The organism is Acidimicrobiia bacterium, assembly GCA_035651955.1.
In the GTDB taxonomy this organism is placed as follows: Bacteria; Actinomycetota; Acidimicrobiia; order IMCC26256; family JAMXLJ01; genus JAMXLJ01.
In genome coordinates, this window is sequence record DASRES010000024.1 from 37,594 (window position 1) to 59,500 (window position 21,907).

General features: G+C 71.8%; 25 protein-coding genes. 9 read left to right on the forward strand and 16 right to left on the reverse strand.

What is annotated here, in order from left to right:
• Position 1 precedes the first annotated feature (1 nt).
• Positions 2-874: a J domain-containing protein gene (locus tag VFC33_06275; GenBank protein HZR12841.1), complete on the reverse strand. Its 873-nt coding sequence runs from the start codon at positions 872-874 to the stop codon at positions 2-4.
• Between the two features lie 56 nt (positions 875-930).
• On the opposite strand from VFC33_06275, the gene VFC33_06280 reads away from it, so the two are divergent.
• The 5 genes from VFC33_06280 to VFC33_06300 all read left to right on the forward strand — a co-directional run bounded on the left by VFC33_06280 (position 931) and on the right by VFC33_06300 (position 5,112).
• On the forward strand, positions 931-1,281 hold the full coding sequence (locus tag VFC33_06280; protein ID HZR12842.1) for a DUF3817 domain-containing protein: 351 nt from the start codon (positions 931-933) through the stop codon (positions 1,279-1,281).
• Positions 1,282-1,284: 3 nt separating this feature from the next.
• Entirely contained in the window at positions 1,285-1,821 is a 537-nt protein-coding gene (locus tag VFC33_06285; GenBank protein HZR12843.1) for a hypothetical protein, read from the forward strand.
• Between the two features lie 284 nt (positions 1,822-2,105).
• Positions 2,106-3,269 (forward strand): CAP domain-containing protein, encoded by a 1,164-nt coding sequence (locus VFC33_06290; protein ID HZR12844.1) that lies wholly within the window; start codon positions 2,106-2,108, stop codon positions 3,267-3,269.
• A 53-nt stretch (positions 3,270-3,322) separates the two neighbouring features.
• Positions 3,323-4,159 (forward strand): thioesterase family protein, encoded by an 837-nt coding sequence (locus VFC33_06295; GenBank protein HZR12845.1) that lies wholly within the window; start codon positions 3,323-3,325, stop codon positions 4,157-4,159.
• Positions 4,156-5,112: an LLM class F420-dependent oxidoreductase gene (locus tag VFC33_06300; protein ID HZR12846.1), complete on the forward strand. Its 957-nt coding sequence runs from the start codon at positions 4,156-4,158 to the stop codon at positions 5,110-5,112. Before VFC33_06295 ends, VFC33_06300 begins: the two co-directional genes overlap by 4 nt.
• A gap of 13 nt (positions 5,113-5,125) precedes the next feature.
• Here VFC33_06300 and VFC33_06305 read toward each other — a convergent pair whose 3' ends face one another.
• A complete protein-coding gene (locus VFC33_06305) occupies positions 5,126-5,857 on the reverse strand; it encodes a fatty acid desaturase (GenBank protein HZR12847.1) in 732 nt (243 codons plus the stop codon).
• Positions 5,858-5,961: 104 nt separating this feature from the next.
• Here VFC33_06305 and VFC33_06310 point away from each other — a divergent pair, with 104 nt between their 5' ends.
• A complete protein-coding gene (locus VFC33_06310) occupies positions 5,962-6,588 on the forward strand; it encodes a TetR family transcriptional regulator (protein ID HZR12848.1) in 627 nt (208 codons plus the stop codon).
• Here the strand turns inward: VFC33_06310 and VFC33_06315 are convergent.
• The 4 genes from VFC33_06315 to VFC33_06330 form a co-directional block, all read right to left on the reverse strand.
• A complete protein-coding gene (locus VFC33_06315) occupies positions 6,585-7,328 on the reverse strand; it encodes a maleylpyruvate isomerase family mycothiol-dependent enzyme (protein HZR12849.1) in 744 nt (247 codons plus the stop codon). The genes VFC33_06310 and VFC33_06315 overlap by 4 nt on opposite strands.
• Before the next feature lie 68 nt (positions 7,329-7,396).
• A complete protein-coding gene (locus VFC33_06320) occupies positions 7,397-8,125 on the reverse strand; it encodes an SOS response-associated peptidase (GenBank protein HZR12850.1) in 729 nt (242 codons plus the stop codon).
• Positions 8,126-8,133: 8 nt separating this feature from the next.
• Positions 8,134-8,547: a DUF3052 domain-containing protein gene (locus VFC33_06325; protein HZR12851.1), complete on the reverse strand. Its 414-nt coding sequence runs from the start codon at positions 8,545-8,547 to the stop codon at positions 8,134-8,136.
• A 63-nt stretch (positions 8,548-8,610) separates the two neighbouring features.
• The gene (locus VFC33_06330) at positions 8,611-9,993 is read right to left on the reverse strand and encodes an MFS transporter (GenBank protein ID HZR12852.1); all 1,383 of its coding nucleotides are present in this window, start codon (positions 9,991-9,993) and stop codon (positions 8,611-8,613) included.
• A gap of 188 nt (positions 9,994-10,181) precedes the next feature.
• On the opposite strand from VFC33_06330, the gene VFC33_06335 reads away from it, so the two are divergent.
• The gene (locus tag VFC33_06335) at positions 10,182-10,811 is read left to right on the forward strand and encodes a peroxiredoxin (GenBank protein HZR12853.1); all 630 of its coding nucleotides are present in this window, start codon (positions 10,182-10,184) and stop codon (positions 10,809-10,811) included.
• 63 nt (positions 10,812-10,874) lie between these two features.
• Here VFC33_06335 and VFC33_06340 read toward each other — a convergent pair whose 3' ends face one another.
• Entirely contained in the window at positions 10,875-11,549 is a 675-nt protein-coding gene (locus tag VFC33_06340; protein HZR12854.1) for an ArsR family transcriptional regulator, read from the reverse strand.
• Positions 11,550-11,609: 60 nt separating this feature from the next.
• Between VFC33_06340 and VFC33_06345 the strand changes: the two genes are divergently transcribed.
• Together VFC33_06345 and VFC33_06350 are read left to right on the forward strand one after the other, a co-directional pair.
• Positions 11,610-12,044, forward strand: coding sequence for a GTP cyclohydrolase I (locus tag VFC33_06345; GenBank protein ID HZR12855.1), 435 nt, complete (start codon positions 11,610-11,612; stop codon positions 12,042-12,044).
• On the forward strand, positions 12,041-12,406 hold the full coding sequence (locus VFC33_06350) for a DUF488 family protein (protein ID HZR12856.1): 366 nt from the start codon (positions 12,041-12,043) through the stop codon (positions 12,404-12,406). The genes VFC33_06345 and VFC33_06350 overlap by 4 nt, the downstream gene beginning before the upstream one ends.
• Positions 12,407-12,474: 68 nt before the next feature.
• On the opposite strand, the gene VFC33_06355 is transcribed toward VFC33_06350, so the two are convergent.
• From VFC33_06355 to mtnA, 9 genes are all read right to left on the reverse strand, one after another.
• A complete protein-coding gene (locus VFC33_06355) occupies positions 12,475-13,371 on the reverse strand; it encodes an acyl-ACP desaturase (GenBank protein HZR12857.1) in 897 nt (298 codons plus the stop codon).
• An 88-nt stretch (positions 13,372-13,459) separates the two neighbouring features.
• Positions 13,460-14,344 (reverse strand): permease-like cell division protein FtsX, encoded by an 885-nt coding sequence (ftsX, locus tag VFC33_06360; protein ID HZR12858.1) that lies wholly within the window; start codon positions 14,342-14,344, stop codon positions 13,460-13,462.
• Between the two features lie 13 nt (positions 14,345-14,357).
• A complete protein-coding gene (ftsE, locus tag VFC33_06365) occupies positions 14,358-15,044 on the reverse strand; it encodes a cell division ATP-binding protein FtsE (protein HZR12859.1) in 687 nt (228 codons plus the stop codon).
• Positions 15,045-15,095: 51 nt separating this feature from the next.
• Positions 15,096-16,196 carry a peptide chain release factor 2 gene (gene prfB / locus VFC33_06370; GenBank protein HZR12860.1) on the reverse strand — a complete coding sequence of 367 codons (1,101 nt, stop codon included), beginning with the start codon at positions 16,194-16,196 and terminating at the stop codon, positions 15,096-15,098.
• A 21-nt stretch (positions 16,197-16,217) separates the two neighbouring features.
• A complete protein-coding gene (secA, locus tag VFC33_06375; GenBank protein HZR12861.1) occupies positions 16,218-18,959 on the reverse strand; it encodes a preprotein translocase subunit SecA in 2,742 nt (913 codons plus the stop codon).
• A gap of 51 nt (positions 18,960-19,010) precedes the next feature.
• On the reverse strand, positions 19,011-19,589 hold the full coding sequence (gene raiA / locus VFC33_06380) for a ribosome-associated translation inhibitor RaiA (GenBank protein HZR12862.1): 579 nt from the start codon (positions 19,587-19,589) through the stop codon (positions 19,011-19,013).
• 103 nt (positions 19,590-19,692) lie between these two features.
• On the reverse strand, positions 19,693-19,986 hold the full coding sequence (locus VFC33_06385; GenBank protein ID HZR12863.1) for a flagellar biosynthesis anti-sigma factor FlgM: 294 nt from the start codon (positions 19,984-19,986) through the stop codon (positions 19,693-19,695).
• A 68-nt stretch (positions 19,987-20,054) separates the two neighbouring features.
• Positions 20,055-20,729, reverse strand: coding sequence for a phosphoribosyltransferase family protein (locus tag VFC33_06390; protein ID HZR12864.1), 675 nt, complete (start codon positions 20,727-20,729; stop codon positions 20,055-20,057).
• Between the two features lie 93 nt (positions 20,730-20,822).
• Complete coding sequence (gene mtnA / locus VFC33_06395) at positions 20,823-21,818, reverse strand: S-methyl-5-thioribose-1-phosphate isomerase (protein ID HZR12865.1); 996 nt, start codon at positions 21,816-21,818, stop codon at positions 20,823-20,825.
• Positions 21,819-21,907 lie beyond the last annotated feature (89 nt).

Here is a 21,907-nt window from a genome sequence, read left to right on the forward strand (position 1 = left end):
GTCAGGCGCGGACAGGTACGTGCTGGCGACGGGTGTGGCTGACGATCCACGCACGGAGCCGCTTCGAGCGCGACACCACGATGAGGATCACCCCGCCCGCGATGAGCTTGATCACCGCGATCCAGATCGTGATCTCCTTCGCGGTCGAGTCGTGGTCGACCACGGCGCGCGACGGGACGGCCCGGTCGTAGACGACGGTGACCCGCGACCCGACGTCGTCGCTCGGGGCGCCCCCGGGACGGGTGACGACGGTCGCGCCGGTCGTCGTCCGGAACTCGACCGCCCGGTGGCCGTCCTGACGGACGATCGTCCCCGTCGTGCGGGTCGCGCGCGCACCGAAGCTCGAGCCCGCCCGCCCGACGGTCAGACGCCACCCCCCGAGGAGGAGCCCGCCGACGAGGCAGACGACGCCGGCCGCGAGCACGAGCGCGGGGTGGAAGCGCCGGGGCCGCCGCTCGGACACGTACGTGACCGGTGGCCGCCACTCGGGTTCGGGACGGTCCCACGACGTGGTGTCGCTCCACGTGGGCTCCGATCGGGCCGGTTCGTCGGCGACGGGTCGCCGCGGTCCCGCCCCGTCGCCGTCGCGGGCCGGCCGCGGTCGCGGGGGCGCGACCGCCACGTCCGCGACGACGTCGGCCGCGAGCGCGCGCTCGTGGTCGTATCGCGCGCGTCGCTCCGGGTGGCCGATCACGTCGTACGCGGCGGTGATGTGCTTGAAGCGCTCCGTCGCGACGGGGTCGCCGCCGCAGCGGTCGGGGTGCCAGCGCTTCGCGAGCTCGCGGAACGCGGCGTCGATCTCGTCCTCGGACGCGCGCGGGGACACCCCGAGCACGGCGTACAGATCCGTCACACGCCACTGCCGCACGGACATGCCACTCTCTTTCCTGCGGTGCCACCCTACCCGGGGCCCTCCCCTATTCTTCGGGCGTGCCCGACTTCGCGGACGACACGAGCACCGAGCTCGAGCGCAAAGCCGACGCGCTGAAGTGGGTCAGCCTCGTCGAGGGGATCACCTACGTCGGTCTGCTCGTGTTCTGGCTGGGCGGCAACCGCATCGGCACGGTCCTGTTCGGGTCGCTGCACGGCATGATCTTCCTCGCGTTCAGCGGGATGGTCCTGCTGATCGCACGCGAGATCGAGTGGTCGTGGACGTTCGCCGTCGTGGCGATCGTCACCGGTCCGATCGGCGCGTTCCTCGTGTACGAGCGCATCCGTCGTGACGGGGTCCCCGAGCACGCGCGGCGCCGGACGGCGCGCGCCGAGGCGCGCCCCGCGTAGGTCGTGACCGATGCGAACCCACACGTGCTGTTCCTGTGCACCGGGAACGCGGCCCGTTCCGTCATGGCGGGCGCGATGCTCGCGACCCGCGCCCCGCACGTCGACGTGACGACTGCCGGCACGCACGTGATCGAGGGCATGCCGATCAGCTTCCGCACCCGCGACGCGCTCGTCGCGCTCGAGGTGCCGCTGGACGGCCATCGCAGCCGGCAGCTCCGCGACGACGACCTGCGGACGACCGATCTCGTCGTCGCCATGGCGCGCGAGCACGTCCACTACGTCCGGCGCGTGCACACCGAGGCGGCCGCCCGGACCGGGACGTTGAAGCGTCTCGTCCGCGACCTGCCGGGCACCGCCGGCGCGCTCGGCGAACGTGTCGCCGCGCTGGGTCTCGACCGCGTCGCGCTCGAGGAGTGGGAGGACGTCGAGGATCCCGCCGGTGGCGACGCGCCCGTCTTCCATGCGTGCGCGCGCGAGCTCCTCGACCTCGTCGAACAGCTCGCGGCGGAGCTCGGGCACGGGTCGAGCAGCGTCGCCTGACACGTAGCGCGCGCACACCGGCACGTCGCGGCCGCTCCGTTGCCACGCGTTGCGCGTACGGGCGACGTGGCGTGGAAGAGCGTGCGGTCCGCCTCGCTATGGTGTCGCTCGACTGCGCCGCGTAGCGCTTCCCCGTTCAAGCTGCGCGCACCACACGCCGATCAACGCGACTGGTTCGACGCGCGGCCCGACGGCCGGGCGTCCGACGAGACCGGCCGCCCCGGGGGCAACGCAGCTCCCTCCGACCGCACCGGTCCCCTGCCGGGTTCGAGGAGGACGACCAGATGCGACGACTCATGGCCGTCGGGGCACTGATCGCCGCGCTGCTGGCGCTCACGCCGGTGACGTCCGCGCACGCCGCCGACCCGGGCGCCGAGGCGTCGATGACCACGCTCGTCAACGGGTTGCGCGCGAGCCACGGACTTGCCGGGCTCGGGACGCATCCCGTGCTCACTGCGAAGGCCGAGGCGTGGGCCGCGACGATGGCCGCGCAGAACCACCTCTACCACTCGACGCTCACCGACGGCATCACCGTGCCGTGGAACAAGCTCGGCGAGAACGTCGGCGTCGGCGGTGACGTCGACCAGATCTTCCAGGCGTTCGTCGCGTCCGCGCCCCACCTCGCCAACATGCTGGACCCCGCGTTCCAGTGGATCGGCGTCGGCGTCGCGTACGGCGCGGGTCGCGTGTGGGTCGCGGTCGAGTTCATGAACGGCGCGCCCCCGCCCGCGCCGCCGCCGCCCCCGTCGTGGATCTTCGTGCACGGCGCGGCGACCAACCCCGCCGGCGGCTACTACGCGTTCCGGGGGAACGGCAGCGTGATCCCGCTCGGTGGCGCGCCCGGCTTCGGCCAGCCCGCGTTCTCGTTCGACATCGCGCGAGGGATGGCCGTCATGCCGGACGGCCGGGGGTACGCGATCCTCGACGGCTTCGGCGCGGTCCACCTGTTCGGTTCGGCGACGAGCCTCCCGCCGAGCACGACGTATTGGCCCGGGTGGGACATCGCCCGCGCGATCGCGATCACGCCGACCGGGAGGGGGTACGTGATCCTCGACGGCTGGGGCGGCGTGCACGCGTACGGCGACGCACCGCGGCTGCCGATGGCGAGCTCCTACTGGCCCGGGTGGGACATCGCACGCTCGGTCGCGATCTCGCCCGACGACCACGGCATCTACGTGCTGGACGGCTGGGGTGGCGTGCACGTAGACGGCACGGCGCGTTGGCGCGGCTCGCCCTACTGGCCGGGATGGAACATCGCGCGGTCGTTCGCACTGACGCGTGACGGCAACGGGTACGCGGTGCTCGACGGGTTCGGTGGCGTGCACGTCTCCGGCGACGCGGCGCCGGTCACCGGCGTGCCGTACGTCCCGCTCGACATCTGGCGCGGGCTCGCGAACGCCGGGACCGGCTACGTGGCCATCCGCGCGGACGGGTTCGTCGCGAGCTAGAGGTCGCGACCCGGCGCGGGGCTGCGTCGCGGGTGACCGTACGATGTCGCCCCGTGGACGCGCTGGCCTTCTTCGGCCTCCAACGCACGCACGACCCGTTCCGGTGGCGCATGCCGATCGTGCCCGAGCTGTGCTCGGGCCTCGGCGCGCTGTTCGGGGGCTGCGGCCTGGGGGCGGCGATCGAGGTCCTGGAGCGGACGACCGACCGTCCGCTCGTCTGGGCGACCGCGCAGTACCTGTCGTTCGCTCGCCCGCCGTCGGTGCTCGACCTGGACGTGACGGAGGTCGTGCGCGGCCACCAGATGTCCCAGGCGCGCGTCGTCGGCCGGGTCGGTGGCGAGGAGATCTTCACGGTCAACGCCGCGCTCGGCCGTCGTGAGCTCGACCTCGCCGGCTCGTGGGCGTTGCAGCCCGACGTGCCGCCGCCGGAGATGTCGCCCCCGCGCGTCGTCATGGAACGGCACCTCGGCACGATCATGGACCGGCTCGACATGCGACTCGCCAACGCGCGCAACCAGGACGAGCTGCCCGGCCCGCCGGGCGACGGGCGGAGCGCGTTGTGGGTCCGCCTCCCGTCGCTCGAGATGTCGGCCGCGGCGCTCGCGATCGTCGGCGACTACGTCCCGTTCGGGATCGGGCAGGCGCTCGGCCAGCGCGCCGGCGGGCAGAGCCTCGACAACACGCTGCGGGTCGCGCACCGGGCACCGACGGAGTGGGTCCTGGCCGACGTGCGCGTGCACGCGGTCGCGGACGGGTTCGGGCACGGCCTCGTCCATCTCTGGAGCGCGGACGGCACGCTCCTCGGCACCGCGAGCCAGTCGACGATCGTCCGCCGCCACCGTGACGAGAACGGCGAGGTGTCGACAGGACGAAAGGTTGCACGCGCATGACGCAGCGCTGGGGCATCACGATCCCGTTCGAGGGCGTTCCGCTGCGCGACCAGCGCGCCTGGATCGAGGAGCTGCCCGACCTCGGCTACACCGACGTCTGGTCGGCCGAGTCGGGCGGCTACGACGCGTTCACGCCGCTCGCGCTGGCGTCGGTGTGGGCGCCGTCGCTGCGCCTCGGTACCGCGATCGTCCCGTCGTTCACGCGCGGGGCGGCGACGCTGGCCGAGTGCGTCGGATCGCTGTGCCAGGCCGCGCCCGGTCGGGTCGCGTTCGGGATCGGCACGTCGTCGAACGTCATCGTCGAGCAGTGGAACGGCATCCCGTTCGACAAGCCGTACCACCGCACCCGCGACATGGTGCGGTTCCTGCGCGCCGCGCTCGCCGGCGAGAAGGTGACGCAGGAGTACGAGACGTTCTCGGTGCGCGGGTTCCGCCTCGGCATCGAGGTCGAGCAGCAACCGCCGATCCTCGTCGGCGCGCTGCGGCCCGGGATGCTGCGTCTCGCGGGGCGCGAAGGCGACGGCGCGATCATCAACTGGCTGTCCGCCGACGACGTGCACCAGGTGGTCCCGCACGTGGGGGCGGGCAAGGAGATCGTGGCGCGCATCTTCGTGCTGCCGACCGAGGATCGCGAGCTGGTGCGCTACGTCGGGCGGCGTGCGATCGCCGCGTACCTCAACGTCCCCGTGTACGCGGCCTTCCACGAGTGGCTCGGACGCGGCGACGTGTTGCAGCCCATGTGGGACGCTTGGAAGGCGCGCGACCGCGCTGCTGCGCTCGACGCGATCCCGGACGAGCTGGTCGACGACCTGATCGTGCACGGGTCACCCGAGGCGTGCCGCGAGCACCTCCAGCGCTACGTCGACGCCGGCGTGACGACACCCGCGCCCGCGATCCTCGGCAGCGGCGAGTCGTTGCGACAGGTGATCCGCGACCTCGCGCCGAGCGCCTGACCAGAACGCGCCGTCAGGCGACTTCGCGCAGCTTGACGTCGTGATGGCGGACGCGCGCGAGCCGGAGCCCGGTCAGCGCGCGGACGGCCCACCAGCCCGGGTCGAGCTCCCACCGCTGCAGTGAGAACCGCGCGGACGTCGGCGCGGCGTGATGGTTGTTGTGCAGGCCCTCGCCCGCGGTCAGCAACGCGAGCCACTGCATGTTCGTCGCCGAGTTCGCGTGCGGCCGGCGGCCCGCGGTGTGCCCGAGCGCGTTGATCGCGCCGCTCAGCATCAGGTAGGTGACTGCGTGGACCGCAGCGGCGAGGAGACCGGTCTCCCACCCGAACACGAGGCACAGGATCGCGATGCCGATCCCGAGCCCGAGGAAGGCGTGGTCGAACAGGACGCGGTCGAGCGCGTCCTGCGGGATGTCGCGCGCGTACTTGCGGACGGTGACCCCGTCACGCGCGACGCGCCGGTAGAGCGCCGCGTTCGCCAGCTGCACGCGCCAGAACCCGACCTGCGCCGGGCTGTGCGGGTCCTCCGGCGTGTCGGTCGAGGCGTGATGACGACGGTGCACGGCGGCCCACTCCCGGGGGCGCATGCCGGTCGTCAGCCAGAGGATCGTCCGGCACGCGACAGCGACCGCCGGGTTGAGGGTGAGCGCGCGGTGGGCGAGCCCGCGGTGGAGGTAGACGGTCGTCGCGAGGATCGCGATCTGGGTGACGACGAGACCGGCGACGACGGCGATGAGGGGATGCACGGTGGGATCGTACCTACCTACTGGTCGGTAGACGGAACGGGCCTCGCGTGCGGCGGCCACGACGCCGACCGGTGCCCTCGGCGACCAGGAGTACCCTCGAGCCGATGGACGGCAACCCTGCCGGGCCGGCCACCACGAAGGAGCTGATCCTCGAGGTGGCGCTGCGCCGCTTCGCCGATCACGGCTTCGCGGCGACGACGCTCAACGACATCGCCGACGAGGTCGGCATCCGGCGACCGAGCCTGTTGCACCACTTCCCGTCCAAGGAGGCGCTCTACAGCGCCGTGGTGATGCGGTCGTTCGCGGACTGGTTCGCGCTCGTCGAAGCGGCGGTGGCCGGCACCGACAAGCAGGGATGGCCCCAGGTCGAGCGGGTCCTGCGGGCGGCGTTCCAGTTCTTCGAGGAGCGCCCCGAGTTCGTCCGGCTCGCCCGCCGGGAGGCGATCGAGGGCGGCCCGGTCCTGTCCGCGGAGCTCGGGCTCGCGCTGCGCCCGCTGTTCGACCGTGGCGTCGCGTTCCTCACACGTGAGATGGACGCCGGGCGGCTGCGCCGCTACGACCCGCGCCAGATGCTGCTCACCGGCTACGGCGCCATCCTGTCGTATCTCTCCGACGCGCCGTTGATCTCGTCGTTGCTCGACGACGACCCGCTCTCGCCCGCGGCACTGAAGGAGCGGCGCGAGCACGTCATCGACGTGCTGCGCAACGCGCTCGAGCCGTCGGCGTCCTAGAGCTTCATCAGGTCGCGGAAGCGCGCCAGCAGCGCGTCGTCGCCGAACACCTCGACCGCGTCGGCGGGGACGCGTCCGTACACCATCAGCAGGAGGTCGGACGCGCTGCCGCGCGCCGCGACGTCGCCCTTGCCGTGACCGTGCGACCACTCGAGCCCGTCGGGAACGAGGTGCGCCAGCCACTCGCCGTCGCAGTCGGTTGCGTGGAGGTGGATCGTCTCGCCGTTCCCGGTCGGCGTGATCCCGCTGCGCGCGGCCGTCGCGGGGAGGTTGTCGAAGCGCTCGTCGATCCCGTCGACCGCGAGCGGTGCGTCGATCGGGTCGAGTGCGCCACCGGTCGCGTGTTGGGCGTCCCAGCGGTGCACGGCGGTCTCGTGCGCCATGCGGCGTGACCAGAAGGCGGCGCGGTCGTCACCCGCCCACGACCACAACGGGACACCGGGGTCGAGCGCGCCGAGCACGTCGACGAGCTTTTGCGCACCCGCCGCGAACCAGTTGCCGTACTCGGTCTCGTCGTCGGGCAGGCCGAGGTCGATGGTGCGTGGGTCGACGGGCTCCATCGAGTGCCGCTCGGCGATGGTGCGCGCCCAGGCCTGCGCGCTGCCGGTGTGCTTGACGAGCTTCGCGAGCGTCCAGCCCGGGCACGACGGCACCGGTGTCGCGGGATCCGCGCCGCGATACGCCGTCGCAAGCCGCGCGCTCTCGTCGCGCGTCACGTCCAGGAACTGCGAGTGATCCACGCCGGGAGCCTACGCAGGCGAGATGCGGCACTGACATACGGATTCCGTACGTCAGTGCCGCATCCTCCTCACTCGAACAGCGTGAGGGGGACGACCTCGAGCCGGTCGACGGGCTCGACGAGCGCGGGCGAGTTGTTGGCCGGGCTGTTGACGAGGGTCGAGACCGGGTGATGGACCAGCGTCCCGGGCCGGGCCGGGGCGAGGAGCGTCTCGACGTGCCGGGGGTCGGCGTCGTCGTCGAGCCAGACCGGCCAGCTGTCGTCGTCGAGCACCACCGGCATCCGGTCGTGGATCCCGGCGACGTCCGCGTTCGCCGCGGTCGTCACGATGGTGCAGGTCAGCAGGGGTTCGCCGCCCGTCGGCAGGGTCCGGTCCCACCAGGCCTCCCACAGACCGGCGAAGGCGAGCGGCTCCCCGCCGGGCCGGTGCAGGAGCACGGGACCGGGCGCCCCCGTGCGGCGCCACTCGTAGAACCCGTCGGCCACGACGAGGCAGCGGCGCCGCTGGAACGCCCCCGCGAACGCCCCGCTCGTGGCGACGGTCTCGGCCCGGGCGTTGATCAGCCGGTCCCCCACCCGCGGGTCGTCCGCCCACGCGGGCACGAGCCCCCAGCGGAGCTGCTCCACGACCCGCTCCGCCGTGCTCCCGCCGTGGGCCATCCGCACGACGGGGACGGCCGCGCGGGGCGTGACGTTGTAGTCGGGCGCGTGCGCGCGCACGACGTCGTCGTCGACCAGCGCGTCGAAGCGCTCGGCGAGTGACTGCGGCGACGACGTCGCGACGAACCGACCGCACATCCTCGCGATCAGCGGCGCGCGCGATCGGCCGCGCGCACGACGAATCGCAACGCGGACCACGTGTCGTCGATCGCGCACACCTTGTTGTCGACGAGTCCCGCGTCGAGCCCGATGCGTTGCACCGGTTCGAAGTGGAGATCCGTCACGACGCAGGACGCGCGCTTCGGCCACGCGACCCACAGTCCACCCGCGGGGACGAGCGCGCGCGCGAGACGCGGGAATCGTCGCTCGAGCTCGGAACGTCGCGTGACGAACAGCACGACAACATCGAGTGGTGCGCGCGCCTGACGGCACAACACGACGTCGGGAGGAAGCGCGCCGAGCTGGTACTCGAAGCCGTCCGGCGCGTGGACGAGCGCGACGCGCGCGCCCGCGCGTATGCCGAGCTTCTGCGTGAGCGGCGTGCCGGGAGACCCTGCCACGTCATGACACTCCAGTCGGATCTCGACGCCCGGTCAACTTCTGGTCGCGCGCTGCGAGCCCGCTCACACCTCGTCACCGCTGCGGTAGCGCGCGAACGCGGGCACTGCGAGCGCGAGCAGCGCGACACCGCCGAGGCAGAGCAGCCCACCCGACACGACCGACACCGTCGGCGTGAACGCAGACGCGATGCCGCCGGCCTCGAGATCGCCGATGCGCGGCCCGCCCGTGACGACGAGGATGTGGACCGCGGACATGCGTCCTCGCAGGTCATCGGGCACGGAGAGCTGCAGGATCGTGCTGCGGAAGACGGCCGACACGACGTCCGCACCGCCCGCGACCGCGAGACAGAGCAACGCGAGCAGCAGGCGGTCGCCCGCGAGCCCGAACAGCGTGATGCCCGTGCCCCAGATCGCGACCGCGACGAGCACTGCCAGACCTTGCCTGCGCACGCGGCCGACCCAGCCCGTCGTGAGCGCACCGATGAGCGCACCGGCCGCGGGCGCGGAGAACAGGAGCCCGACGACCGCGTCCCCGCGATGGAACTGCGCGTGAGCGAGGACCGGGAACACCGCGCGCGGCATGCCGAAGATCATCGCGATCAGATCGACGATGAACGTCGACTGCAGCACGCGACGGCCGCGCAGGTAGCGGAACCCCTCGCCGACCGCGCGCAGCCCGGTGTGCGCGACGTCGTGACTCACGACGGGTGGATGCGGCGACATCATCACCGCCGCGACGATCGTCGCGACGAAGCTCGCGGTGTCGATCGCGTACGCGCTCGCGAGACCGAACTGCGCGACGACGACGCCGCCGATCGCGGGTCCCGCGATCAACGCGGTGTTCCACATCGCCTGGTTGAGCGCGAGCGCCTGCGGCAGTTGCTCCGCGGGGACGAGCGTGGGTGTGAGCGCGCTGCGCGTCGACAGCGCGAAGCCGCTCACACCACCGACGACGCCCGCGGCCGCGTAGACGAGCAGGAGCGGCGGGTTGCCGACGACCGCGCCGAGCAACAGGAGGCCCGAGCCGCCCGCCTGCACGACCTGCGAGAGGAGCAGCAGGCGTCGCCGGTCGATGCGGTCGATGAGCGGGCTGCCGAAGATCGAGACCAGCAGGAGCGGTACGAGCTGCGCGATGCCGATGCCGCCGACCGCGAGCGACGAGCCCGTCAGGTTGTAGACCTGGATGTAGAGCGCGACGAGCGTGAACTGCGAGCCGGTCTCGGAGACGATCTCGCCCAGCCAGACGAGCCGGAAGTCGCGCGACGTGCGCAGCGGTGTGACGTCGATGGCGAGCGAACGCACGGCCCGGGTGAGCCGGGCGGTCGGCGCGAGGGCGTCGGCCTCACCGGGCTCGGGCGGGACGGCGACCTCGAGGTCCGGGTCGGGCTGGTCCGGGTCGGGCGGATGCGGATCGCACGGGTCACCTCCGTGATCGTCCGCAGCCATTTCCCGACCATTTCGCTCGACTTTTCGGGGGGACCGGCAGTACATTGACCGCGTCGGCCCGTCGAGCCTACCGACGGGCCCCCCGATCGCCGGCGGGCACGACCGAGCCCGGCACGGCACGACCACGTACGACGCGACCGCCGACACGACGGCCGGCGACAACCCACACGAGAAGCGAGGCGATGACGATGGCAGTCCGCTTGGGTGACGACGCTCCGAACTTCACCGCGGAGACCACCGAGGGGAAGGTGAACCTCTACGACTACCTCGGCAACAGCTGGGGGATGTTGTTCTCGCATCCGAAGGACTTCACGCCCGTCTGCACCACCGAGCTGGGCGCGTTCGCGGCACGCAAGGCGGAGTTCGACGAGCGCGGCGTGAAGCTGATCGGGATCTCGGTCGACCCGCTCGACTCCCACAAGGGCTGGGCGAACGACATCGAGGAGACCCAGGGCGCCAAGCTCAACTACCCGCTGATCGCGGACCCGGACCACGAGGTCGCCGACCTCTACGACATGATCCACCCGAACGCGAACGACACGTTGACCGCGCGCACGGTGTTCATCATCGGTCCGGACAAGAAGGTCAAGCTCATGCTCACGTACCCCGCGAGCACGGGCCGCAACGTCGACGAGCTGCTGCGCGTGATCGACTCGCTCCAGCTCACCGCGAACCACAGCGTCTCGACCCCGGTGAACTGGAAGCAGGGCGAGGACGTGATCATCGCCCCCGCCATCAACGACGACGACGCCAAGAAGCGCTTCGGCGACTTCCGCACCCTGAAGCCCTACCTGCGCTACACGAAGCAGCCCAAGTAGCGCGCCGCTCGCGCGCCGTTCACGAGCTCACGTTCGACGGCTCCCGCCGCGAGGCGGGGGCCGTCACGCGTCCAGGGTGAACGCGACGCAGCAGCAGCCTTCGCGCGGGTCGAGACGCACGGCGTGCTCCGGCACGCCGAGGGCCGCGACGAGCCCGCGCAGCAACGCGTGGTTCATCCCGCACACGAGGTCGCGATGGTCCTGAGCGAGGGCGTCGAACGGGCAGTTGCGCAACCGCACGACACCGTCGTCCTCGTACGGCTCGTACCCCCGGTCGCGCAGGAGCGTGTCGACCGCGCCCCCGCCGTCATGGCTCGCGTCCGCCCCGAGCTGCGCGCCGAACCGGTACGCCTCGTCGAGCAGCGCGCGCCGCGCGCCGGTGTCGGTCTCGGCGGCCCGTGCGAGCAGCCGCGCCGCGACCTCGTAGTCGCGCGGCGGCAACGAGACCTGGAGCGCCTTCCGCGCGCGCGTGTAGAGCTTGGCCGGCCGGCCCGCGCCCGGCCCCCGGCGACCGCTGCGTCGCTCGTAGCGCACCTCGAGGAGGCCGTCCGCGACGAGCCGGTCGAGGTGGTACGCGGCGAGCGACCGGCTCACGCCCAGGGCCTGGGCGGCGTCGTCGCGGCCGACGTCGCCGCCCGCGTCCACGACGTGGCGGTACAGCGCCCGCCGCATCGGGTCGGCGAGGCTCGTGATCCCGTCCGCCGCGGGCCCGAGGACGCCGTCTCGCTCGTCGGTCACGTCGTCATTCTAAAGCCAACAACGATTGACGGAAGACCATCCCGCTTCTAGCGTAGGGCCGTGTTGCCGATAGAGACGGGCGGCGCCGCCGCCGACGCGGGCAGCTACGAGGACGTCGTCGTCGTGCGCGACCTGCGGGTCCGGGCCCGGTGCGCGTGCCACCGGCTGCCGGTCGACGCGCTGCTCCACGTCGGCTACCTGCCCGCCGGCCGGCTGGTCGCGACCGGCGACCTCGCCGACGCGGTGACGTCGCTCGCCCGCGACGAGTGGGTACAACCGGAGGCGGCGGCCCACGTCGCGGACTGGGTCGTCGGCGTGAGCGGGGCGCGAGGAGTCGGGGTCGTGGTCGAGAGCCGGTTCAGCTGCGCGGGCGGCGATGGTCGTGAGGGTCGCGCCGCGCTCCTCACGACCACTACGCGCGGCGCGCTCCGCGACGACGCCGTCCGCCGCGGCGAGTTCCTGGCAGCGCTGCGGCGCGGGCACGGCACGCGATGACGAGCGAGCGCGTGCGGGTCAAGCGCGTGTACGAGGCCGCGGCACGCGGTGACGGCGCGCGCCTGCTCGTCGACCGCCTCTGGCCACGCGGGTTGCGCAAGGAGGACGCCGACTTCGAGTGGCACAAGGAGCTCGCGCCGAGCACCGAGCTGCGCCGCTTCTACGGTCACGTGCCCGAGCGGTTCGACGAGTTCGCGAAGCGCTATCGCGACGAGCTGCGCGCAGCCGACGCGGCCGACGCGCTCGCGCACGTCCGCAGCCTCGCGCGACGGCGACCCGTCACGCTGCTGACCGCGACGAAGGACGTCGACCACTCGGGCGCAGCCGTCCTCGCGGACGTCGTGCGGGGGCGCCGTCGCTGATGCGGACGAACGCCGGCCGTGGGCGGATGCCCGGGACGGCCGGCGCCGAGGAAGCCATGAGCCTGGCGTCAGGCGCGCGCCGCGACGCGCTCTTCGCGCCGCTCCGAGAGCCGCCGTGCCGCGCGTCCGACCCGTTCGACGTGGCACAGCAGCGCGTCACGCGCCCGCTCCGCGTGATCCGTCAGCCCGTCGAGCTCGGCGACGCGCCAGTGCTGGAGCACGACCGGGATCAGGATCTGTGCATGGTGGATCGAGAAGTCGTACACGCCCGCCGCGGCGACGGCGCGCGCGTGCCGCTCGAAGTCGGGCACACCGGTCCCCGGCATCGCGAACGCGCGGACCTGACGGTCGATCGCGCACACCATCGTCGAGCGGTCGACGTCGAGGGCGGCGGTCGCGAGATCACGGTAGAAGAGGAAGTGGAGGTTCTCGTCGCTCGCGACGCGCGCCATGACGTCGTAGCCGACGCGGTCGTCGAGGAGCTTGCCGGTGTTGCGGTGCGAGATGCGCGTCGCGAGCTCCTGCAGCGCCACGTACGCGAGCGCGTCGGCCAGCGTCGCCGGCTCCGGGACGACGCCGCCCGAGACCTGCGCCATGCGCGCCCGCTCGAGGACGACCGGGTCGACGGCGCGCGTGACCGTCATGTAGTCCCGGATCACGATGGCGTGCCGCCCCTCCTCGGCGGTCCACGTCCGCGTCCACGCGTCCCAGGCGTCGCCCGCCCGGAGCCGGGTCAACGTGTGGAAGTAGAAGGGCAGGTTGTCCTCGGTGAGGAGGTTCAGGAACAGCGCGCTGCGAGCCGGCTCCGGGATGCCGGCGTCGGCGGGCTCCCAGGCCTCGTCGGGCTCGAAGTCGCGGCCCGCGGTCCACGGGACGAGCAGGTGCGGGAACCACTCCCGCCGCCGCTCCAGGTGACGGTCGAGCAACGTGGAGACGGTCGGTGCGAGGGCTCGGGCGAGGTCCATCGCACTGCAGCCTACCTACCGGTCGGTAGGGCGAATCGAGCCGTGCGTCACGCTTCGGCACACGCAGGCAGGTGTCGCCCGCGGCGGGTCAGACGTCGAGGAACCGGCGGAGGCCGACCGCGCTGGCGATGACGCCGATCGCGGCCCCCAGGATCAGCACCAGGAAGCCGATCGACCATGCGTCGCGCGTCGTCAGGAAGAAGGTCTGCACGAACCCGGAGCCGCCTGCGAGCGCGCTCGAGAGCCGGACCTTCAGGAAGTAGACGACCGCGAAGGCGAGCCCGGCGCCGATGATCCCCTGCACGAACCCTTCGGCGAGGAAGGGGATGCGGACGAACCAGTTCGACGCGCCGACGAGCTTCATCACCTCGATCTCTCGTCGCCGTGCGAAGGTCGCGAGCCGCACCGTGTTCACGATGAGGAACAGCGCGGCCGCGAGCAGCAGCACGAACGCGATCGTGAACGCGCGCTTGATCCAGTTCGTCACCGAGAAGATCGTCTTCAACGCCTGGCGCGCGGTGACGACGGTCTTCACGCCGGGCAGGACGCGGAACTGATCCGCGAGCGTCTCGGTCTGCTCGGCCTTCTTCGGCGCGACGCGGAACGACTCCGGCAACGCGTTGGCGTCGATGTCCTGTGACAGCTCGGGCTCGTTCTTCGTCAGGCGCTTGAACTCCTTCAACGCCTGCGGCTTGTCGATGAACTGGTAGCTCTTGACCTGCGGCGAGCTCGAGATCGCCTCGCGGACGGCGTCGATCTGGTTCTGCGTCGCGTCGACGTTCATGAACACCTCGAAGCGGACGCCGTGCTTCCACTTCGCGGTGCCGTGGTCGACGAGACGCGACACGAGCAGCGCCGTGCCGAGCACCGAGAGCGAGACGGTGACCGTGATGATCCCGGCCAGCGTCATGAGCAGGTTGCGGCGCAGCGAGATCAGCGTCTCGCGCGCGAAGTAGCGCAGCTTCGCCAACATGAGTGAGCCTCGCTCAGCTTCCTACGCCGTAGACGCCTCGCGCCTGGTCGCGCACGAGCGACCCGTGGTCGAGCTCGATGACGCGGCGGCGCATCGTGTCGACGATGCGCGCGTCGTGCGTCGCCATGACGACGGTCGTCCCGGTCCGGTTGATGCGGTCGAGGAGTCGCATGATCCCGACCGTCGTCGCGGGGTCGAGGTTCCCGGTCGGCTCGTCGGCGAGGAGGATCAGCGGACGGTTCACGAACGCGCGCGCGATCGACACGCGTTGCTGCTCGCCACCGGAGAGCTCGTTCGGGAAGTTGTCGGCCTTCTTCGACAGGCCGACGAGGTCGAGGATCTGCGGGACCTGCGAACGCGTCACGTGGCGCGGGCGACCCACGACCTCGGGCGCGAACGCGACGTTCTCGTAGACCGTCTTGTTGGGCAGCAGCTTGTAGTCCTGGAAGATGCAACCGATGTTGCGGCGCAGCTGCGGCACCTTCCACGACGCGAGGCGCGTGATGTCGCGGCCCGCGACGATGATCCGGCCGTCGGTCGGCAGGTCCTCGCGCAGCAGCAGGCGGAGGAACGTCGACTTCCCCGAGCCCGACGGGCCGACGAGGAAGACGAACTCGCCCTTCTGCACGTCCACCGAGACGTCGCGGAGCGCGACGACATCACCCTTGTAGACCTTGGAAACCCGCTCGAACCGGATCATGAGCCTCGCCAGGGTACCAGTGGTCGCCGCTCCGCCCGGGACGGGGGAAGCTTACGACTCGCGGCGTCGCCAGTGGAGGTACGCCTCGACGAAGGGATCGACGTCGCCGTCGAGGACGGCTTGCACGTTGCCTGTCTCGACACGTGTGCGCTCGTCCTTCACGAGTTGGTACGGCGCGAGCGTGTACGTGCGGATCTGGCTGCCGAACGCGACGTCGCGCTTCTCGCCGGACAGCTGCTCGAGCTGCGCGCGCCGTTCCTCGCGCTGTCGTTCCGCGAGGCGCGCCGCGAGGATCTGCATCGCCTTCGCGCGGTTCTGGATCTGTGACCGCTCGTTCTGGCACGACACGACGATGCCGGTCGGCAGGTGCGTGATGCGCACGGCGGAGTCCGTGACGTTCACGTGCTGACCGCCGGCGCCGGACGACCGGTACGTGTCGATGCGCAAGTCGTTCTGATCGATCTCCGGCTGCTCGGCCTCGTCCAGCGCGGGGACCGCGTCGAACGACGCGAACGCGGTCTGGCGCCGCGCGTTCGCGTCGAACGGCGAGATGCGGATGAGGCGGTGCACGCCCTTCTCACCGGTCAGGAGCCCGTACGCGTACCGGCCCTTCACGATGAAGGTCGCCGAGCTGATGCCCGCCTCCGTTCCCGGGTTCGCGGCGTCGAGCTCGACCTCGAACCCGCGACGTTCGGCCCAGCGCGTGTACATGCGCAGCAGCATCTCGGTCCAGTCCTGCGCGTCCGTACCGCCCGCGCCCGAGTGCACCTCGCAGATCGCGTCACGTTCGTCGTGCTCACCGGTGAAGAGCGCGCGCAGCTCCAGCTCGTCGAGCGCGGTCCGCACGCGCGCGATCGTCTGCTCGATCTCCGGCTCGACGGAGTCGTCGCCCTCTTCGCGACCCAGCTCGAACAACGTCTGCGCGTCGTCGAGGTCCGCGCCGAGACGGGTCACGACCTCGACGTCGTCACGGACGCGCGCGAGCTCGGTCGTCACCTTGCGCGCGGCGTCGGGGTCGTCCCAGAGGTCGGGACGGCTCGCTTCCTTCTCGAGCCGCTCGAGGTCGGCGTGCAGCGCGTCGACGCGCAGGTACGCGTGCGCGTCGTCGACGCGGCGGCGGAGCTCCGCGAGCTCTTCTGAGTGGTCGCGCATGGGCAGGACCGGCCCGACCGCTCAGCGGTTCGCGCCGTGGCAGACCTTGTACTTCTTCCCGCTGCCGCAGTAGCAGGGCTCGTTGCGGCCCGGCGTCTTCTCCACGCGGACGGGCTGCTGCGCGACCTCTTCCCGTTCGGCGACCGCGGTCGCGGCACCGGCCGGGCCGCCGCCCGTCGCGGCGAGCATCTCCTCGGGCGGCGCGGCTGCGGCAGCCGCCTGGAACCCGCCCGCCCCCTGCACGGGACCGTCCGCCGAGCTGTAGCTGAGCCCGCTCGGTGCACGGCGGGGCGTCTCCTCCTCGGTCACGACCTCGAGGTGGAAGACGTAGCGGACGAAGTCTTCCTGGATCGCCGCCATCATCGCGGTGAACATGTCGAACCCCTCGCGCTGCCACTCGGCGAGCGGGTCCTGCTGGCCCATCGCGCGCAGGTTGATGCCCTCACGGAGGTAGTCCATCTCGTAGAGGTGCTCGCGCCAGTGCTGGTCGATCACCGAGAGCATCACGCGACGCTCGATCTCGCGCAGCGTGTCCTCGCCGATGAGCCGCTCCTTGGCGTCGTACTGCTCGAGCGCGTCGTCGTGCAGCAGCTCGACGAGGCGGTCGCGGTTGTCGAGCTCGTTGACCTGCTCGACCGTGACGTTGGTCGGGAAGTACAGCGAGATCTGCCGGTGCAGCTCCTCGACGTCCCAGTCCTCGGGGAACTCGCCGGGGCAGTGCACGGCGACGACGTTCGTGATCGCGGCCTCGATCGCCTCGAGTGCCTCCTCGCGCAGATCACCGCCGTCGAGGATCTGCTGGCGACGGCGGTAGATGATCTTGCGCTGCTCGTTCATCACCTCGTCGTACTTGAGGACGTCCTTGCGGATCTCGAAGTTCCGGTCCTCGACGGTGTGCTGCGCGCGCTCGATCGCCTTCGTCACCATCCGCGCCTCGAGCGGGACGTCGTCCGGGAACGCCCGGCCCATGACCCAGTTCATCGCGCCGGTCGCGAACAGGCGCATGAGGTCGTCCTCGAGCGAGAGGTAGAACCGGCTCTCGCCCGGATCACCCTGACGCCCCGAACGGCCACGCAGCTGGTTGTCGATGCGCCGGCTCTCGTGACGTTCGGTCCCGAGCACGTAGAGGCCACCGAGCTCGCGGACCTTGTCGCCCTCCTCCGCGCACTCCACGCGGAACCGCTCGACGAGCTGCTGGTAGCGCTCGGGTGACTCCTCGGGTGTCGTGCCGTCCGCGAGGAGCTCGTTGCGGGCGAGTCCCTCGGGGTTGCCGCCGAGCAGGATGTCGACGCCGCGGCCGGCCATGTTCGTCGCGACCGTCACGGAGTGCAGCCGCCCCGCCTGCGTGACGATGTGCGCCTCGCGCTCGTGCTGCTTCGCGTTCAGCACGGAGTGCGGGATGCCGCGCTTGTCGAGCAGGCGCGACAGCTTCTCCGACTTCTCGACGGAGATCGTGCCGACGAGCACGGGCTGCCCGCGTTCGTGGCGCTCCGCGATGTCGTCCGCGACCGCCTCGAACTTGGCGTCCTCGGCCTTGTAGATGAGATCCGACTCGTCCGCGCGGATCATCGGCCGGTTCGTCGGGATCGTGACGACCTCGAGGTTGTACGTGTGCATGAACTCGCCGGCCTCGGTGTGGGCCGTGCCCGTCATGCCGGAGAGCTTGTCGTAGAGCTTGAAGTAGTTCTGCAGGGTGACGGTCGCGAGGGTCTGGTTCTCCTCCTTGATCCGCACCCCCTCCTTGGCCTCGACCGCTTGGTGCAGACCTTCGCTCCAGCGGCGTCCCTCGAGGATGCGGCCGGTGAACTCGTCGACGATCTTCACCTCGCCCTGCTGCACGACGTAGTCGACATCGCGCTTGAACAGCTCCTTGGCGCGCAGCGCGGCCTGGAGCTGGTGGACGAAGTTCTGGTTGACGTGCTCGTAGAGGTTCGTGACGCCGAGTGCCTTCTCGACGCGGCCGATGCCCTCCTCGGTGGGGACGACGGTGCGCTTCGCCTCGTCGACCTCGTAGTCGCGGTCGCGCTGGAGCGTCTTCACGACGCGAGCGAACTGGTAGTAGAGGTCGTGCGCGTCGTCGGCGCGGCCCGAGATGATCAGCGGGGTGCGAGCCTCGTCGATGAGGATCGAGTCGACCTCGTCGACGATCGCATAGTTGTGGCCGCGCTGGACCTGGTCCTCGCGGCTGTCGGCCATGTTGTCGCGCAGGTAGTCGAAGCCGAACTCGTTGTTGGTGCCGTACGTGATGTCGGCCGCGTACGCGGCCCGCTTGGCGACCGGGTCGTCGATCTCGGGGAGGACGACACCCACCTCGAGACCGAGGAAGTTGTAGATGCGCCCCATCCATTCGGCGTCACGCTTGGCGAGGTAGTCGTTCACCGTGACGAGGTGGACGCCCTTGCCCTCGAGCGCGTTGAGGTAGGCGGGCAAGGTCGCGACGAGGGTCTTGCCCTCGCCCGTCTTCATCTCGGCGACCCAGCCGAAGTGCAGGGCGGCACCGCCCATGATCTGGACGTCGAAGTGCCGCTGGCCGAGGACCCGCACGCCGGCCTCGCGCACTGCGGCGAACGCCTCGGGCAGCAGGTCGTCGAGGTCCTCGCCGTCCGCGAGGCGCTCGCGGAAGATCGCGGTGAGCGCGCGCAGCTCGTCGTCGGAGCGGGCCTGCATCTCGGGCTCGAGCTCCGCCACCTCCGGCACGATGCGCTCGAGCAGCTTGAGCTTCCGCCCCTCGCCCGCGTGGAGGATCTTCTGGAAGACGCTCATGGGGAACCCACTCTACCGGCGGCCTCCCCGGCCCCTGACGCGCTCGCTGGGCTACCCGACCGCCTCTATCAAACCGAGGTGGCCGTCGCGGCGGCGGTAGATGACGGCGGCCTGGCCCGACTCCGCGTTCGTGAAGAAGTAGAAGTCGTGGCCGAGCAGGTCCATCTGCAGCGCGGCCTCCTCGGGTGCCATCGGCTTGATCGTGAACTGCTTGTTCTTCACGATGAGCGCGGCGCCGTCCTCCTCGGCCTCGTCCTCGTCGACGAGCCCGGACGCGTCCTCGACGAGCGGCGCGGCGCCCGCGCCGATCCGCCGGCGGCGCGGATGAGACCGGTGCACGCGCTTGTCCTTCACCCGCGCCACCTGGTGCGACACCTTGTCGAGCACGAGGTCGAGTGCCGCCGCGAGCTCGGTGGCCGACGCGTGCGCCTTCACGAAGTGACGCTTGAGATGGACCGTCACCTCGCAGAGCTGGTTCGCGGAGACCCTCGGGTTGCGGATCTCCGAGTAGTCGACCTCGACGCGCCCGACGTCCGCGGCGAGCCGGCTGAGCTTCGTGAGCTTCTCCTCGGTGAGGGCCTTCAGCCGTGCCGGGACCGGGACGTTCTTGCCGCGGACGACGATCTGCATCGGCACCTCCGCGCGGCCGGACGGAGGTCCGACCTCGGCGTCTCACCGTCGTTGGAACGCGGAGTATACGGACGGCCGGGCCCGGCGACGGCGGGCCGCGTGGTCAGCTCCGGCGGGGGAAGCGCACCACCGCCGTCCCGGCGAAGAACGCGGCGAGGCGTTCCGCGACCGCGTCGGCGGGCGGGTCGTAGGTCCCGGTGGCGACCTGCTCGCGGATCCGGCGGATCCGTGCCGCGCGCAGCTCGTCGACGACCTCGTCGACCGGATCGTTCGCGGTGGCCGGCGCCGGCGGGATCCGCTCGGCGTCCGGCGCGCTGGCCGGCGCGGGCGGCCGGCGGTTCGCGTCGCTCGACCGACCGCGCCGCCCACCGTGGTGCTCGACCCTGCTGGTCCTCATCCCTTCGTCGCCCCTGACTCCCGCCCCGTCGAATGCCGCTTTCTGCGGTCGCCTGACAGCGTCGCGCGTCATCTCCGCCAGTTGGTGGATGGTCGGCGCACGCTGCGTGCCGGCAATCCCGCGCGACGTGCTCCGGGAGGTGGGGTGCGCGCCGCGGTCAGCGCGACGACCCTGTGCGCACCCCGGGAGCGCAGGGCGATGGCCGCGTCGCGCAGCGTCGTGCCGGTGGTCGCGACGTCGTCGACCACGAGCACCGTGGCGCGCGGTACGCGCACACGCGCGTCGAAGCGCGACGGGCCGCCGCGCCGATCGGCCGACGACAGACCCGTCTGCGCGGTCGAGCCTGCCGCGCGCGTCAGCAACGCGCGTACAGGGACGCGCAGCCGGCGCGCGACCGCGCGTGCCAGGAGCTCGGCATGGTCGAAGCCGCGCTCACGGCGCCGGGCGGTGGTGGTCGGCCCCCAGGTGACGACGTCGACGGCGCACTCAGTGAGCGAATCGGCCATCGCAGCTGCGAGCCACGCGACGGCGCCGTGCGCGCGCCGGTACTTCACGCGCGCGACGAGCTCGCGCGCCACACCGTCGTACGCGAAGGGCGCGTACCACGCATCGACGCCGACCGGCGGCGCGACCGGAGGCGGCGGACGCATGGTCGCCGCGCAGGACGCGCACACGGGTTCGGCGCGCGCGCCGCACCCCGGACAGCGCATCGGGAACAGCGTCGCGACCAGATCGTGCAACACGCCGTCGACGGTATCCACGGGGTGTGTCAGCGATCGCTCGTGCGTCGCTGAGCGCCGTCATGCGACAACGAACGACGCACAAGTGCGGGTCGACTACCCGCGTGCCAGGCGGACGGCGCGCGCGAGCGAGCGACCATACGGCCGGCGGGCGACGCCCTGCTCGGTGACGATCGCGCTGACGAGGCGCGCCGGCGTGACGTCGAACGCGCGGTTGAGCGCGCGGGCACGCGGCGGTGCGACGCGGTTCGAACCCACCTCGAGCACCTCGCGCGGGTCGCGCTCCTCGACGACGATCCCCGACCCGTCCGGCGTGTCGAGATCCACCGTCGTGGTCGGCGCGGCGACGTAGAACGGCACGCCGTGATGGCGGGCCAGCACCGCGAGGGAGTACGTCCCGACCTTGTTCGCGACGTCGCCGTTCGCGGCGATCCGGTCCGCGCCGACGACGACCGCGTCGACGTCGCCGCCGGCCATCAGGGAGCCGGCCATCGTGTCGGCGACGAGCGTGGCGTCGATCCCGAGCCGTCCGAGCTCCCACGCGGTGAGGCGCGCGCCCTGGAGGACCGGCCTCGTCTCGTCGACCCACACGCGCGGCGCCTTCCCGGCCTCGGCAGCCGCGCGGATCACGCCGACGGCCGTCCCGTACCCGACGCACGCGAGCGCGCCCGCGTTGCAGTGCGTCAGCACGCGCGCGCCGTCGTCGAGCAGATCGGCGCCGTGGCGGCCGATCGCGCGGTTCGCGGCGACATCCTCGTCCGCGATGCGGCGGGCCGCGTCGAGCGCGGCGCCCGCTCCCCCGCGCTCGTACGCGTCGAGCGCGCGGCCGACGCCCCACGCGAGGTTGACGGCCGTCGGCCGCGTCGCGACGAGACGCGACGCGGCCCGCCGGACGTCCGCACGTCGCGCCGACCGCCGCGCCGCGAGCGCGACGCCGTACGCGCCCGTCGCGCCGAGCGCGGGCGCGCCGCGTACGGCCATCGACGTGATCGCGTCGCACACCTCGCGCACCGTCGAGCACTCGACGAACGTCAACCGTGCCGGGAGCGCGCGCTGGTCGATGAGGCGGACGCGGCCGTTCCGCCATTCCACCGTTGGTGGAATGGCATGCCTGCTGGTCGCGCTCGCTGCGGGCCGGGATACCCGGCCCGCAGACGCTCGCCGCTCCTGCGAGCTCACTC